Genomic DNA, 14,174 nt, shown 5'->3' with positions numbered 1-14,174 from the left:
TTTCAGGTAGGCTGGAATCCTTCACGTCTGTTCAGAGGAGATTCATGAGTACCCAGCACGGAGACCCTGGTCACGGTGACTCGCCCGCCGCATGGACGGCGGTCGTGGTGATGCTGCTCGGCATCGCAGCCGGAACCGTTTTCTTCTTCCTGCACAATGCGACGATGGTGTGGGTGTGCGCCGGTGTGGTTGCATTCGGCTGGATCCTCGGCTGGATTCTCTCCAAGGCCGGATTCGGCGTGAACGGCCCGCGGTTCAGCCCCAAGTCGCACGACTGACGTGCTCGAGAACCTGCTTGCGGGCGCCCTCGAAGACGCATACAGTCGTCGCGAGGTGCGCCCCTATGCGCAGCTCGAAGCCGCTGCGCTCGAACGGCCAGCGGCCCTCGACGCACTGGTAGCGCTGGCACCCGCCGATCACATGAAGGTGATCGCCGAGGTCAAGCGCGCAAGCCCGTCACGAGGCCACCTCGCCGAGATCCCCGAACCGCAGGCACTTGCCGCGCAGTACGAGGCAGGCGGGGCGAGCGCGGTCAGTGTGCTCACCGAAGAACGCAAGTTCAAGGGATCACTCTCTGACCTCGAAGCCGTGCGTAAGGCCGTGAGTATCCCGGTGCTCCGCAAGGACTTCATCGGTGACGAGTATCAGGTGCTCGAAGCCCGTGCCGCCGGAGCCGATCTGGTGCTGCTCATCGTCGCAGCACTGCCGCAGGACCGTATTGAGCGGCTGCACGCAATGATCCGCGAACTCGGCATGACGCCGCTCGTCGAAGCGCACTCGGCTGACGAGGTCGCACGCGCCGTCGACCTCGGCTCCCAGCTGATCGGCGTCAATGCCCGAGACCTCCGCACCTTCGAGCTCGACCGAGACCTGTTCGGGCGCGTCGCCGACCAGATCCCTGCCGGCGTCGTGCGCGTCGCAGAGTCGGCGGTGCTCGACGTCGCCGATGTGCAGCGCTACCGCGAAGCCGGGGCAGATGCCGTGCTCGTGGGCGAAGCGCTCGTCACCGGTGACCCCATCGCCACGCTGCAGGCGTACCTGAGCGTCTGAGCGGCCGCGATGGGGAGTAGCGCCGCACCACGCGGGCGGCCCCCATCCGATCACAAGCTCGGCACTCCGGGCACCCCAACTGAGAGGTCGACATGACAGAGCAGGCGGGCGGAGTTACGAGTCTCCGCGACCAGCACGGACCCTTCTTCGGCGACTACGGCGGGCGCTACATGCCCGAATCGCTTATCGCTGCGATCGACGAGCTCACCGAAGCCTACGAGTCGGCGAAGCGCGACCCGGCGTTCCAGGCTGAGTTGCTCGAACTCCTTGCGTCCTACGCGGGCCGGCCCTCGCCGATCACCGAGGTGCCCCGCTTCGCGGAGCACGCCGGCGGTGCACGCATCTTCCTCAAGCGAGAAGATCTCAACCACACGGGTTCGCACAAGATCAACAATGTGCTCGGCCAGGCGCTGCTCACCAAGCGCCTCGGCAAAACCCGCGTAATCGCTGAAACCGGTGCGGGCCAGCACGGTGTCGCCACCGCCACCGCGGCAGCCCTCTTCGGGCTCGAATGCACCATCTACATGGGCGAGGTCGACACCGAACGCCAGGCCCTCAATGTTGCCCGTATGCGGCTGCTCGGTGCCGAGGTGGTGCCCGTGACGGCAGGCTCGCGCACCCTTAAGGACGCAATCAACGAGGCCTACCGTGACTGGGTGGCGAGCGTCGATCGCACCAACTACATCTTCGGCACGGCAGCCGGCCCGCACCCCTTCCCCGCAATGGTGCGCGACTTCCAGAAGATCATCTCCGAGGAGGCGCGCGCGCAGCTGCTCGAGCGCACCGGCAGGCTTCCCGACGTCGTCGTCGCGTGCGTCGGCGGCGGCTCGAACGCCATCGGCATGTTTGATGCCTTCCTCGACGACGAGAACGTGAAGATCTACGGCGTCGAAGCCGCAGGCGAGGGCGTTGACACGGTGCGTCAGGCCGCTTCGATCGCCCGCGGCCGCCCCGGTGTGCTGCACGGCGCAAAGACCTACGTGCTGCAGGACGAAGACGGCCAGACCATCGAATCGCATTCGATCTCTGCTGGTCTCGACTACCCCGGCGTCGGCCCCGAACATGCCTGGCTCGCCGACATCGGTCGTGTGGAGTACATCCCCGCAACCGACGACGAGGCGATGCAGGCGTTGCGACTGCTTAGCCGCACGGAGGGCATCATCCCCGCCATCGAGTCGGCGCACGCGCTCGCCGGGGCGATCCGCATTGGCCGTGAACTCGGCCCTGAAGCGATCATTGCCGTGAGCCTATCCGGCCGCGGCGACAAAGACATGGCAACCGCCGGCCGCTACTTCGGCCTGCTCGCCGGTGAAACGGAGCTCGAGGCATGAGCGCGCATGCATCACAGGTGGCCACCGCGATCCGCGCCGCGAAACAGGAGCGTGCAGGCGCGCTCGTGGGCTACCTTCCCGTCGGCTTCCCCGACCTCGACACCAGCGTTGAGGCCGCCATCGCGATGGCTCGCAACGGCGTCGATGTGCTTGAACTCGGGCTGCCCTACTCCGACCCGGTGATGGACGGGGCCGTGATCCAGGAGGCCACGCAGACCGCGCTCGCGCAGGGGTTCCGTGTCTCTGACGTCTTTGAAGCCGTGCGCCGCGTGCGCGAAGCCGTCGATGTGCCCGTGCTCGTGATGACCTACTGGAACCCGGTGCTGCAGTATGGCGTCGAGCGGTTCGCGACGCAGCTCGTCGAAGCGGGCGGTGCCGGGCTGATCACGCCCGACATCACCCCCGAAGCTGCGCCCGAGTGGATCGAGACGAGCGACAGGCTCGGCCTCGATCGCGTGTTCCTCGCCGCGCCCAGCTCGAGCGATGCGCGACTGCGCCTCGTGGTCGAGCAGTCGCGCGGCTTCGTCTACACGGTTTCCACGATGGGCATCACCGGTGAGCGGGCGCAGCTCGACGCCGCCGCTCGCGCGCTCACCGCTCGTCTGCGCGAGCAGGGCGTCGACCTGGCCTGCGTCGGTATCGGTCTGTCGACCGCTCAGCAAGTGGCCGACGCGCTCGGCTACGCCGATGGCGCAATTGTTGGCACGGCGTTCGTGCGTGCGCTGCGTGACGGCGGCGTTGAGCGGCTGGCTGAGGTGGTGCGCGACATCGCTGCCGGAGCTCAGCGCTCCGGTGACGCGGTCGCCGAGGGCCCCTCGCTGTAGGATTGACTTGATCGCCGTGAGGATTCCATCCGCGCGGCTCCCCAACGACAGTTTCCGCGGCAGCACGTCGCGAGCGATCACCGGCACGTGCCGGAGGCGAAAGAGGAGTGGATGATTCTCCCGTTCAGTATCCCGAGCCCCGAGATGCAGTTCTTCCAGATCGGGCCGCTGCGCATCTACATTTACGCGCTGTGCATCATCGTCGGCATCATCCTTGCCGCAATCTGGACGGGCCGCCGCCTCAGCAGCCGCGGCGGTGAGCGCGGAGCGGTTTTCGACTTCCTCGTGTGGGCGCTGGTGCTCGGCATCGTGGGCGCGCGTCTGTACCATGTGGTCACTCACTGGGGCGACTATTTTGGGGCGGATCGCAACCCGCTCGACGCCCTCGCCTTCTGGCAGGGGGGTATCGCCATCTTCGGTGCGCTGCTCGGCGGGGCCGTGGGCGTGCTCATCGCTTCGCGCATCACCGGGATTCGTTTCTGGTCGTTTGCCGATGCGCTCGTGCCTGGCCTGCTGCTCGCACAGGCTGTTGGGCGTCTGGGCAACTGGTTCAACCATGAGCTGTTCGGTGGCCCGACCACCCTCCCGTGGGGGCTTGAGATCGAGTCTTCCAACCCGGCGTTCCCGATCGGGCTGCCTGAGGGCACGCTGTTCCACCCGACCTTCCTCTACGAGGCTGTCTGGAACCTGCTCGGCATCGTGGTGCTGCTCGCCATCGAGCGCAAGTGGCGCCCGCGTTGGGGCACGTTCTTCGCGCTCTACCTCGTGTGGTACGGCATCGGCCGCACCTTTACCGAATCGCTGCGAGTCGATCCGAGCCTGCTGTTCCTGGGGATCCGCACCAATGTGCTGGCGGCCTTCCTCGCTGTGGTGGTGGGTGTCATCATCTTCATCGTGCAGCGTCGCCGTCACGTCGGCATTGAATCGTCGGTGTACCTCCCGGGCCGTCGCAACCCGAGCGACTCGGTGCTCGCAGACACCGCGAACCCCGACGAGTTCTTCCACGTCCTGCCGCACGGCGACGCCCCGGCGGTGCCATTCAGAGACGGACAGGCGGCAGAGGCACCCGCGGTGTCCGACGGCGCTGCAGAGCCCGCTCGTACCGTCTAGCCTCCGCACAGGACCAAGCAGCAAGGAGCCGACATGCGTCACGCCAAGATCGTCGCCACCTGGGGACCCGCGGTCTCCAGCTACGACCACACTCTCGATCTGATCCGGGCGGGCGTCAATGTCGCACGGCTCAACATGTCCCACGGCACCTACAACGTGCACGAGGGCATCTACCGCAATATCCGCCGCGCCGAGACGGAGGTCGGCCGACCGATCGCGGTGCTCGCCGACCTGCAAGGACCGAAGATCCGCCTCGGCAAGTTCGAGGGTGGCCCGTACCACCTCGAGGTCGGCGACGAGTTCGCGATCACCACGCGCGATATCGTGGGCGATCGCACTATCTGCAGCACCACCCACAAAGGCTTGCCCGGTGATGTGAATCCCGGCGATCCGTTGCTCATCGATGACGGCAAAGTGGCGCTGCGCGCCGAGCGCGTCACCGAAGATACCGTCTACACGACAGTGGTGGTTCCGGGAGCGGTGTCGAACAACAAGGGCATCAACCTGCCTGGCGTCGCCGTCAACGTGCCCGCGCTCTCCGAGAAGGATGAGCAGGATCTGCGCTGGGCCCTGCAGCTCGGCGTCGACTACATCGCGCTGTCATTCGTGCGGGACGCGGCCGACATCACCCGTGTGCACGAGATCATGGACGAGGAGGGGATCCGCCTCCCGGTGATCGCCAAGATCGAGAAGCCGCAGGCTGTTGATCACCTTGAAGAGATCGTCATCGCGTTTGACGGCATCATGGTTGCGCGAGGTGATCTGGGTGTCGAACTGCCGCTGGAGCGCGTGCCGCTCGTGCAGACCGAGGCGATTGCGCTGGCGCGACGCAACGCGAAGCCCGTGATCGTGGCGACGCAGGTGCTCGAATCCATGATCGAGAACCCGCGCCCCACCCGTGCCGAAGCATCTGACTGCGCCAACGCGATTCTCGACGGCGCCGACGCCGTGATGCTCTCGGGCGAGACCAGCGTGGGGGCGTACCCGGTGCAGGCCGTCGAGACGATGGCGCGCATCATCACCGCCACCGAGGATCACGCCCTCGATCGCATCGAACCGCTCGGCTCGGCACCCCGCACCCAGGGTGGTGCGCTCACCCTCGCTGCCTCCGACGTCGCAGACTTCGTGGGTGCGCGCTACATTTGCGTGTTCACCGAGTCCGGTGACACCGTGCGTCGCATGTCGCGTCTGCGTCGTCCGATCCCGATCATCGGCTTCACCCCCGAGGTCGATACGCGACGCCGCATGGAACTCACCTGGGGTGCTCGAAGCTACGAGGTGCCGCGGGTGGGCAGCACCGATGAGATGTTCGCGCAAGTCGACGATGTGCTGCTCGATCACTCTCGTGCGGAGATCGGAGACAAGGTTGTGATTATTGCCGGATCGCCTCCCGGTGTGGTGGGCACCACGAATACGCTGCGCATCCACAGGATCGGAGAGGCCACCGGTCAGCTCCCGGAGGCGGGGCCGCGCAAACACGCCCTGGGTCGCGGCAGTATCCCCGTGTGATCCGATAGACTGGGTTGCTGGCCCAGTCAGGCTTCGCGAGTGCATCCCACCAGATACACTCATCTGCGGAGCCACACATGCCGGATTGGTGGAATTGGCAGACACGGCGCACTCAAAATGCGCTGCCGAAAGGTGTGCGGGTTCGAGTCCCGCATCCGGCACCCGCGGTGCGGGATCGTGAGTATCGATCCCGCACCGGACACCCCGTTATCCCTCGATCGCAGGAGTACACTTCTCAGCATGACTGAACAGAGCACCGCACCCGCGCGACGCGTCGTCGTAGCGGAAGACGAGTCCCTGATCCGCCTCGACATCGTCGAGACGCTTCGCGATAACGGCTATGACGTTGTCGGTGAGGCTGGTGACGGCGAGGAAGCAGTGCGCCTCGTCGAGGAGCTGCGCCCCGATCTGGTGGTCATGGATGTGAAGATGCCCAAGCTCGACGGCATCTCGGCGGCCGAGCAGATCAACAAAGATCACATCGCCCCCGTGGTGCTGCTTACGGCGTTCAGCCAGCGCGAGCTCGTGGAACGGGCCACCGAGGCGGGTGCGCTCGCCTACGTGGTGAAGCCGTTCACCCCCGCAGACCTCATTCCCGCGATCGAAATCGCACTTTCGCGTTTCCAGCAGATCGTGGCACTCGAGAGCGAGGTCGCCGACCTCGCCGAGCGCTTCGAGACCCGCAAGCTCGTTGACCGTGCCAAGGGCATCCTCAATGACAAGATGGGGCTCAGCGAGCCCGAGGCGTTCCGCTGGATCCAGAAGGCCTCCATGGACCGTCGACTCACGATGCAGGATGTCGCGAAGACGATCATCGACCAGCTCGGTCCGAAGAAGGACTAACCTCCGCACGCAGCAGCGCCCCCGGCCGAATGGTCGGGGGCGCTGCTGCGTGTGCGGGCCGAGCGTTAGCGGAGCTGCTTGTAGAAGTTGGTGATGCGCACGGTCGAACAGCGACGGCCCTGTTCGTCACTCACCACGATCTCGTGCACGGTGATGGAACGCCCCAGCTTGATGGGGGTGCAGACTCCGGTGACGAGACCCGATGTGGCCGAACCGGTGTGGGTTGCATTGATGTCGACACCCACGGCGACGTGTCCCTCGGGGGCTACGAAGTTTGCGTGCATCGACCCGAGCGTTTCGCCGAGCACCACGTAGGCGCCGCCGTGCAGCAGCATGACCGGTTGCGTGTTGCCTGCGACGGGCATGGTGGCGACGGCGCGGTCGCGCCCGAACTCGATGACCTCGATGCCCATGCGGTCTGCGAGGGCGCCGAGGCCGCGCGCGCGAATGTACTCGAGCCCCGGCATGGACGCATCCTGCGCGGGTGCCTGCGGTGCGGTGGTCTCGGGGGATTCGGTCATCGTGCTGCTGTGTCCTTGTCAGTGGTGGCTTGTAGGCTGTTCACGTGTCGAATTCTCAGCCTACCCTCATGATCATCGACGGCCACTCGCTGGCCTTTCGGGCGTTCTACGCCCTGCCGGTCGACAGTTTCCAGACCCAGACGGGCCAGCATACGAACGCCATCCACGGCTTCATCTCGATGCTCATCAATCTGCTCGGCAATGAGAACCCCGATGCACTCGCGATCGCCTTCGATATTTCGAGGCATTCCTTCCGCACCGAGGAGTACCCCGAATACAAGGGCACCCGCGGCGAGACCCCGCCGGAGTTCAAGGGCCAAGTGCCGCTGCTGCAGGAGGCGCTGCACGCAATGGGGATCCGCACCCTCGAGAAAGAGAACTACGAGGCCGACGATATCCTCGCGACCCTCGCAACGCGCGGCGCAGATGCCGGCTACCGAGTGCTCGTAGTCAGCGGCGACCGCGACACGATTCAGCTCGTCGACGACCGCATTACGCTGCTCTACCCCTCGAAGCAGGGAGTGAGCGAACTCACCCGCTACGACACCGAGAAGGTGATGGAGCGGTACGGGGTGCGCCCCGAGCAGTACCCGGAGATCGCGGCGCTGGTCGGCGAGACGAGCGACAACCTGCCGGGTGTGCCGCGCGTCGGCGAGAAGACTGCTGTGAAGTGGATCAACCAGTTCGGTTCGCTCGAGGAGATTTTGCGCAGGCAGGATGAGATCGGCGGCAAGGTGGGCGAAAGCCTGCGCGAGAACGCGCACCTCGCTGAACGCAATAGGCGCCTCAACCGCTTGGTGCGCGATGTTGAGCTCGATGTCACGCTCGATGAGCTGAAACGCGGCGAGATCGACATGGCTGCAGTGCAGCAGGTGTTCTCGCGGCTGGAGTTTCGCACGCTGTTGCAGAGGGTGGGCAAGCTCGCTGGCGCTGAGGTGCCTGCGGGGGGTGCGACAGCGGTGTCGCTCGTGCCCGAGCAGCCGCAGGCGAAGAACCTCATCGATGAGGAGCTTGCCGACTGGCTGGCGAAGGTTGAACGTCCCGCGGTGCTGATGCAGCTGAGCGGCGACGGTGTCGAGGTGGGCGTCGCCACGGCTGATGCTTCGGTGCTGTTCCACTGGTTGCCTGGCGGGCGCGACTACGCCCTGTTCGAGCAGTGGCTCGCCTCCGATGCGCCCAAGGTATTCTTCGACGCCAAGCAGCAGATCGCGGTGGCGGCGAGCGTTAATGCGGTGATCGGTGGAATCGATGGCGATCTGCTGATTGCATCGTGGTTGCTGCGGCCGCAGACCCCTGAGAAGTCGCTTTCCGAGGCGGTGTTCCGGTTCTTGGGGGAGCAGATTCCCGAGGGCGACCCGAATCAGCTCGTGCCCGATGAGGGCTCCGTTGCCGATTCGGCTGCGCTGGCTTGGTACATTGCTCGCGCTCACGAGTCCGCGGTGTCGCGATTCGAGTCGCGCACCGGGGAGATCTACCGCGATATTGAGCTGCCGCTGGTGCCGGTGCTCGCGGCGCTCGAACATCGCGGTGTGCAGATCGACCTGCCGCTGCTTGAGGCGCACGACGCCGAACTGACCGCGCGAGTGGCCGAACTGCAGCAGCAGGCGTTCGATGCGATTGGTCGCGAGGTGAACCTCTCCTCGCCGAAGCAGCTGCAGGAGGTGCTCTTCGAGCAGCTTGAGATGCCGAAGACCCGCAAGACGAAGAGTGGATACACCACCGATGCGGCGGCGCTCGCCGAACTGCAGCTGAAGAATCCGCACCCCTTCCTCGACGCGCTGCTTGCGCACCGCGACGCCAATAAGTTGCGGCAGATGGTCGAGACGCTTATCAAGGCGGTGCAGCAGGACGGTCGCATCCGCACCACCTTCGTGCAGGTCGGGTCGAGCACTGGTCGTCTCGCCTCTACCGACCCGAATTTGCAGAACATTCCGGTGCGTTCAGAGGAGGGTCGTCGCATTCGCGAGGGCTTCATCCATGCCCCTGAGTTCGAGACCCTTATGACCGCCGACTACTCGCAGATCGAGATGCGGATCATGGCGCACCTCTCGGGCGACGAGGGGCTGATCGAGGCGTTCTTGCAGGGAGAAGATCTGCACCGCTTCGTGGGCTCCCGCATTTTCGGTGTGCCGCCCGAGGAAGTCACCAGCGATATGCGCTCGAAGGTGAAGGCCATGTCATACGGCCTCGCCTACGGCCTGTCGGCTTTCGGACTTTCGAAGCAGTTGAATATCTCGGCGGCCGAGGCCAAGCAGCTGATGGAAGACTATTTCGAGCGCTTCGGCGGGGTGCGAGACTATCTGCGTTCAGTGGTGGATCAGGCCAAGCGTGACAGCTTCACGGAGACGATCTTCGGTCGCCGTCGTCCCTTTCCTGATCTCGCGAGCCCGAACCGCATCCTGCGCGAGAATGCGGAGCGCGCGGCGCTTAATGCCCCCATCCAGGGCTCGGCGGCAGACATCATCAAGCGCGCCATGATCAAGGTCGAAGATCGCATGGTTGCTGCCGGTATGCAGTCGCGAATGCTGCTGCAGATCCATGACGAACTCATGTTCGAGGTTGCCGAGGGGGAGTGGGACGCGCTCGAGGAAATCGTGCGCGCCGAGATGGCCGGCGCTGCCGAGCTGTCGGTGCCGCTCGAGGTGCAGGTGGGTCGCGGCGCGAACTGGAATGCCGCCGCGCACTAGCCCGGGATCAGCAAGCGGGGTCTCCGGTGCGGCGTGTGATCGCGCGGGAGCCTCGCGGGTAATGGGCGACTTCCGCGTGATTCCGCGACTGGCCGAACGGTCGAGTCGCGGAATCACGCGTTTTGGGGCTGCGTGCGCGCACCCGCTGCTTGGATCGAGAACATGAACATGGACATCACCAAACAAGACTTCGGACGCTTCGTCACGGAACGTCGCCGCGCCGCCGGCCTCACCCAGCGCCAGCTCGCCGAGCGGCTGCACGTCACTGAATCGGCGGTCTCAAAATGGGAGCGCGGGCTCTCGTACCCAGACATCACCCTGGTGCAGGCGATCGCCTCCGAGCTCGGCGTCAGCGGGCAAGAACTCATCAGTGCGAGCGAAGATCACGAGGGCCGAGCCGAGAAACGCGACGCCCGCAGCTACCGCGGCTGGCGCAACGCGATCCTGTGGTCCACGCTGTTTGCCTGGGCCGCAGCCGTCATCACCTGCTTCATCGTCAACCTGTCGGTGCAGCACACCCTGAGCTGGTTCTGGGTGGTGCTGCCCGCAGTGGGTCTCGCGTTCTCACTCACCACGCTGCCCCTGCTGCCGGTGCCACGGCCAGGCTGGCTGGCCCTTGCCGGTGCCACGATCTGCCTGATGGCGCTGCTGCTCGTGGTCTGGATGCAGTTCGCCGCCGGATCGTGGCTCGCGATCACGGTTTCGGGGGTGTTGTTCGGGCTGCTGCTCGTCTTCGCGCCGATTTGGGTGGCGCTGCTGGAACTCCCTGCCGGGCTTGCGCGCCATCGCACCCTGCTCACCCTGGTGATCGACACCGTGGCACTGATCGTGTTCCTGCTCATCGTGTTCGTGGCCCTCGGATACCCTGAGCTGTGGGTGTGGCCCGTGCTGCCGATTCTGGCCATCGGGGCGACGCCGATCTGGGTGACGGCGCTCGCGATCCGCTATCTGCCGTTGTCCGGGCTCGCGATCGCAGCGATTGTTACCGCGTTTCTCGGTGCCTGCGCTCCGGTGATCAACCGTGCGATCGAGGCGGTGCTCGGCACCGGTGAGCCGTGGACACTCGATCTCTCCACTTGGAACGCAGCCACGATGGATGCGAACATTCAGTTCTTGATCTTCATCGCCTGCATGGGTGCGGCGCTGCTGCTCGGTCTGGCGGCGGTCGTGCGCGCCGTTTCGGGCCGCCGTGCGGGCATCGCCGAGGCCCAGTGAACCCTGCGCGCAGTGCTCGTCGACATCCTGCAGGCACGGCGTGCGATCTCGGCTGCGCGCCGCGAAACGCGGGCGGCTTTCTACTTGATCCCGGGCGTGTCCGCGGGATAAGATCGAGTGTCACAGTTCTGTGGCGACTCAACCATGTCCACATGCGTGAACGCCTCGCGGATCATCCCGATCCGACCGGCCCTCGGTGCGATCCCGCCTGATTCCATGTCCATTCTGGAGACCAATTTCATGACGAACGCAACGACCGAGAGCAAGCAGGTCGCAGTTAACGACATCGGCTCAGCCGAAGACTTCCTTGCAGCGGTCGAATCGACCCTGAAGTTCTTCAACGACGGCGACCTCATCGAGGGCACCGTGGTGAAGATCGACCGCGACGAGGTGCTCCTCGACGTCGGTTACAAGACCGAGGGTGTCATCCCCTCGCGCGAGCTGTCCATCAAGCACGATGTGAACCCTGATGAGGTTGTTCAGGTCGGCGATCCCGTCGAGGCACTCGTGCTCCAGAAGGAGGACAAGGAAGGTCGCCTCATCCTGTCCAAGAAGCGTGCTCAGTACGAGCGCGCCTGGGGCGACGTGGAGAAGATCAAGGAGAACGAGGGTGTCGTCACCGGCACCGTCATCGAGGTCGTCAAGGGCGGCCTGATCGTTGACATCGGGCTCCGTGGCTTCCTCCCCGCCTCGCTGATCGAGCTGCGCCGCGTGCGCGACCTGACCCCTTACCTGGGCCAGGAGATCGAGGCGAAGATCCTCGAGCTCGACAAGAACCGCAACAACGTGGTGCTGTCGCGTCGTGCGCTCCTCGAGGAGACGCAGTCGGCCACTCGCTCCTCGTTCCTCGCCGAGCTCAAGCCCGGCCAGGTGCGCAAGGGCGTTATCTCGTCGATCGTCAACTTCGGTGCGTTCGTCGACCTGGGCGGCGTTGACGGCCTCGTGCACGTCTCTGAGCTGTCGTGGAAGCACATCGAGCACGCCTCCGACGTTGTCGAGGTCGGCCAGGAAGTCACCGTCGAGGTGCTCTCCGTCGAGCTCGATCGCGAGCGCGTCTCGCTGTCGCTCAAGGCAACCCAGGAAGATCCGTGGCAGGTCTTCGCTCGCACCCACGCGATCGGCCAGATCGCCCCGGGCGTCGTCACCAAGCTCGTTCCCTTCGGTGCCTTTGTGCGCGTTGCAGACGGCATCGAGGGCCTCGTGCACATCTCGGAGCTGTCGGGTCAGCACGTCGAGCTCGCCGAGCAGGTCGTGTCGGCCGGCCAGGAGGTCTTCGTCAAGATCATCGACATCGATCTCGAGCGTCGCCGCATCTCGCTCAGCCTCAAGCAGGCCAACGAGGGCGTCGATCCCGAGGGCACCGAGTTCGATCCGGCTCTGTACGGTATGACCACCGAGTACGACGAGAACGGCGAGTACAAGTACCCCGAGGGCTTCGATCCCGAGACTCAGGAGTGGAAGGAAGGCTTCGAGTCGCAGCGCGAGAAGTGGGAGCAGGAGTACGCTGCTGCCCAGGAGCGCTGGGAGGCTCACAAGAAGCAGGTCGCCGCTTCGCTCGTCGAGGCTGCCGCTGCTCCCGCCGCCGATTCCTCCGCTTCGAGCTTCTCGAGCGAGTCGTCGTCGACCGGTGCGCTCGCTGACGACGCGGCTCTTGCCGCTCTGAAGGCGCAGCTCGAGGGCAACTAAGAGTCGCCCGCTGAGCTTTTCGCTCGGTGATGAGTGCACGAAGGCCCGGTCCCCGTTCGGGGGCCGGGCCTTCGGCGTATATGGGCTCGGGGAGCAGCCGAGGTGGTCAGAGGGTGCCGGGCGCCGCGACGCCGGAGGCTTGTTCGCGGCGTCGCCGCTGCAGCCGTTGCAATCGACGCACGAGCGTGACGATCACGATGACCAGCAGCGCGAATGCGAGCAACGGCACGATGACTGCGAGGAGCGTGAGCAGCACAGCGCCGACATCCTCGAGGAAACTCGTCACCGCGGCACCCGCGCCGGCAGTCAGCGTGTTGATGACGGGGCGCGCGATCGCTTTCAGCAGGTGCGGCACGAGCGCAATGACCACGCCCAGCACGAACGGCCAGAACGCGGCGGAGGAGACGAAGGAGGCGGGGTCGGTGACGGCGATGGTCTGGCTCGACGCTCCGGCGCTGAAGACCATGCCGCCCGATGCCGGGCGCACCACCGTCTGCAACACATCGTTGGCGGTATCGAGCACCGGGAACTTGTCGACGAGCACCTCCACGACAAGCAGCACCCCGAGGATGCCGAGGCTCCACTCATTTTCGAGCCACGCCCACGCGGGCGGTAGCTGCACGATCTCGGTGAAGCGCGAGAGTAGACCGAGACCGAGCAGCGGAATATAGGCGTTGAGCCCTGCCGATGCGGCCAGGGTGATCCCGGTGACGACTTCGAGCATGCCGCCAGCATAGACCCGCCCGCCGTGCGGCTGCCGGTATCGTGACAGTCATGACAGTGATCGCACTCACAGGGGGTATTGCCTCGGGCAAGTCGACGATCGGACGGCGTCTCGCCGAACTGGGGGCGGTGCGCATCGACGCCGACGAGCTGGCGCGTGAGGCGGTCGCGCCGGGCTCACCCGGTCTCACTCGGGTGGTGCAGCGTTTCGGCAGTGACATGATCGGGGCGAACGGTGAGCTTGAGCGGGCAGCGCTCGGTGCTGTCGCGTTCAGTGATCCTGCGGCTCTCGCAGAGCTCAATGCGATTGTGCATCCCGAGGTGCGGCGGATCGCGGCGGATCGGATCGCCGCCGCAGAGGCGGCCAACCCTGACGCTGTCGTGGTCTATGAGATCCCGCTGCTCGTGGAGACAGGCTCGGCGCGCGATGGCGACTGGGATCTGGTGTTGGTCGCAGATGCGCCGGCGGAACAGCGGATTGCGCGCATGGTTGAGTTGCGGGGGATGTCGGCTGCTGAGGCGCGCGCACGCATCGCTCATCAGGCGAGTGACTCTGAGCGGCTCGCGGTGGCCGACGCGGTGATCGACACTTCGCGCAGCGAGGCAGAGACCCTGGCGCAGGTGGATGCGCTGTGGGCTGAGCTGCGTGGGCGCTGAGAGCGGATCGCCGAAGCC

At 65.5% G+C, this 14,174-nt stretch carries 13 protein-coding genes and 1 tRNA gene; 12 read left to right on the top strand and 2 right to left on the bottom strand.

Features of this window, described 5'->3' with window-relative positions; all coding sequences use genetic code 11:
- The first annotated feature begins 44 nt into the window (after nucleotides 1-44).
- From WFL22_RS05100 to WFL22_RS05065, 8 genes are all read left to right on the top strand, one after another.
- Nucleotides 45-278 carry a DUF6704 family protein gene (locus WFL22_RS05100; protein WP_336650829.1) on the top strand — a complete coding sequence of 78 codons (234 nt, stop codon included), beginning with the start codon at nucleotides 45-47 and terminating at the stop codon, nucleotides 276-278.
- A gap of 1 nt (nucleotide 279) precedes the next feature.
- Nucleotides 280-1,050 (top strand): indole-3-glycerol phosphate synthase TrpC, encoded by a 771-nt coding sequence (gene trpC / locus WFL22_RS05095; protein WP_336991734.1) that lies wholly within the window; start codon nucleotides 280-282, stop codon nucleotides 1,048-1,050.
- A gap of 92 nt (nucleotides 1,051-1,142) precedes the next feature.
- Nucleotides 1,143-2,381 (top strand): tryptophan synthase subunit beta, encoded by a 1,239-nt coding sequence (gene trpB / locus WFL22_RS05090; protein ID WP_336991732.1) that lies wholly within the window; start codon nucleotides 1,143-1,145, stop codon nucleotides 2,379-2,381.
- Entirely contained in the window at nucleotides 2,378-3,205 is an 828-nt protein-coding gene (trpA, locus tag WFL22_RS05085; protein WP_336991731.1) for a tryptophan synthase subunit alpha, read from the top strand. The genes trpB and trpA overlap by 4 nt, the downstream gene beginning before the upstream one ends.
- Nucleotides 3,206-3,316: 111 nt before the next feature.
- Nucleotides 3,317-4,315, top strand: coding sequence for a prolipoprotein diacylglyceryl transferase (lgt, locus tag WFL22_RS05080; RefSeq protein WP_336650833.1), 999 nt, complete (start codon nucleotides 3,317-3,319; stop codon nucleotides 4,313-4,315).
- A 33-nt stretch (nucleotides 4,316-4,348) separates the two neighbouring features.
- The gene (gene pyk / locus WFL22_RS05075) at nucleotides 4,349-5,824 is read left to right on the top strand and encodes a pyruvate kinase (RefSeq protein ID WP_336991729.1); all 1,476 of its coding nucleotides are present in this window, start codon (nucleotides 4,349-4,351) and stop codon (nucleotides 5,822-5,824) included.
- Between the two features lie 79 nt (nucleotides 5,825-5,903).
- A tRNA-Leu gene (locus tag WFL22_RS05070) sits at nucleotides 5,904-5,985 on the top strand.
- A 79-nt stretch (nucleotides 5,986-6,064) separates the two neighbouring features.
- Entirely contained in the window at nucleotides 6,065-6,667 is a 603-nt protein-coding gene (locus WFL22_RS05065) for an ANTAR domain-containing response regulator (RefSeq protein ID WP_024355737.1), read from the top strand.
- Nucleotides 6,668-6,732: 65 nt separating this feature from the next.
- Here WFL22_RS05065 and WFL22_RS05060 read toward each other — a convergent pair whose 3' ends face one another.
- Complete coding sequence (locus tag WFL22_RS05060; protein ID WP_442918464.1) at nucleotides 6,733-7,134, bottom strand: hotdog fold thioesterase; 402 nt, start codon at nucleotides 7,132-7,134, stop codon at nucleotides 6,733-6,735.
- A gap of 122 nt (nucleotides 7,135-7,256) precedes the next feature.
- Here WFL22_RS05060 and polA point away from each other — a divergent pair, with 122 nt between their 5' ends.
- From polA to rpsA, 3 genes are all read left to right on the top strand, one after another.
- Nucleotides 7,257-9,875, top strand: coding sequence for a DNA polymerase I (polA, locus tag WFL22_RS05055; RefSeq protein WP_336651623.1), 2,619 nt, complete (start codon nucleotides 7,257-7,259; stop codon nucleotides 9,873-9,875).
- A gap of 162 nt (nucleotides 9,876-10,037) precedes the next feature.
- The gene (locus WFL22_RS05050) at nucleotides 10,038-11,090 is read left to right on the top strand and encodes a helix-turn-helix domain-containing protein (protein WP_336991728.1); all 1,053 of its coding nucleotides are present in this window, start codon (nucleotides 10,038-10,040) and stop codon (nucleotides 11,088-11,090) included.
- Between the two features lie 240 nt (nucleotides 11,091-11,330).
- Nucleotides 11,331-12,776, top strand: coding sequence for a 30S ribosomal protein S1 (rpsA, locus tag WFL22_RS05045; protein ID WP_024355741.1), 1,446 nt, complete (start codon nucleotides 11,331-11,333; stop codon nucleotides 12,774-12,776).
- A gap of 106 nt (nucleotides 12,777-12,882) precedes the next feature.
- Here rpsA and WFL22_RS05040 read toward each other — a convergent pair whose 3' ends face one another.
- A complete protein-coding gene (locus WFL22_RS05040) occupies nucleotides 12,883-13,500 on the bottom strand; it encodes a DUF4126 domain-containing protein (protein ID WP_336991727.1) in 618 nt (205 codons plus the stop codon).
- A gap of 50 nt (nucleotides 13,501-13,550) precedes the next feature.
- Here WFL22_RS05040 and coaE point away from each other — a divergent pair, with 50 nt between their 5' ends.
- Nucleotides 13,551-14,156 (top strand): dephospho-CoA kinase, encoded by a 606-nt coding sequence (gene coaE / locus WFL22_RS05035; RefSeq protein WP_336991726.1) that lies wholly within the window; start codon nucleotides 13,551-13,553, stop codon nucleotides 14,154-14,156.
- Nucleotides 14,157-14,174 lie beyond the last annotated feature (18 nt).

The sequence above is a fragment of the Leucobacter sp. VD1 genome (assembly GCF_037150695.1).
Taxonomy (GTDB): domain Bacteria; phylum Actinomycetota; class Actinomycetes; order Actinomycetales; family Microbacteriaceae; genus Leucobacter.
Note: the sequence above shows the minus strand (reverse complement) of the source record. Positions and strands in the feature narration are given on the sequence as shown.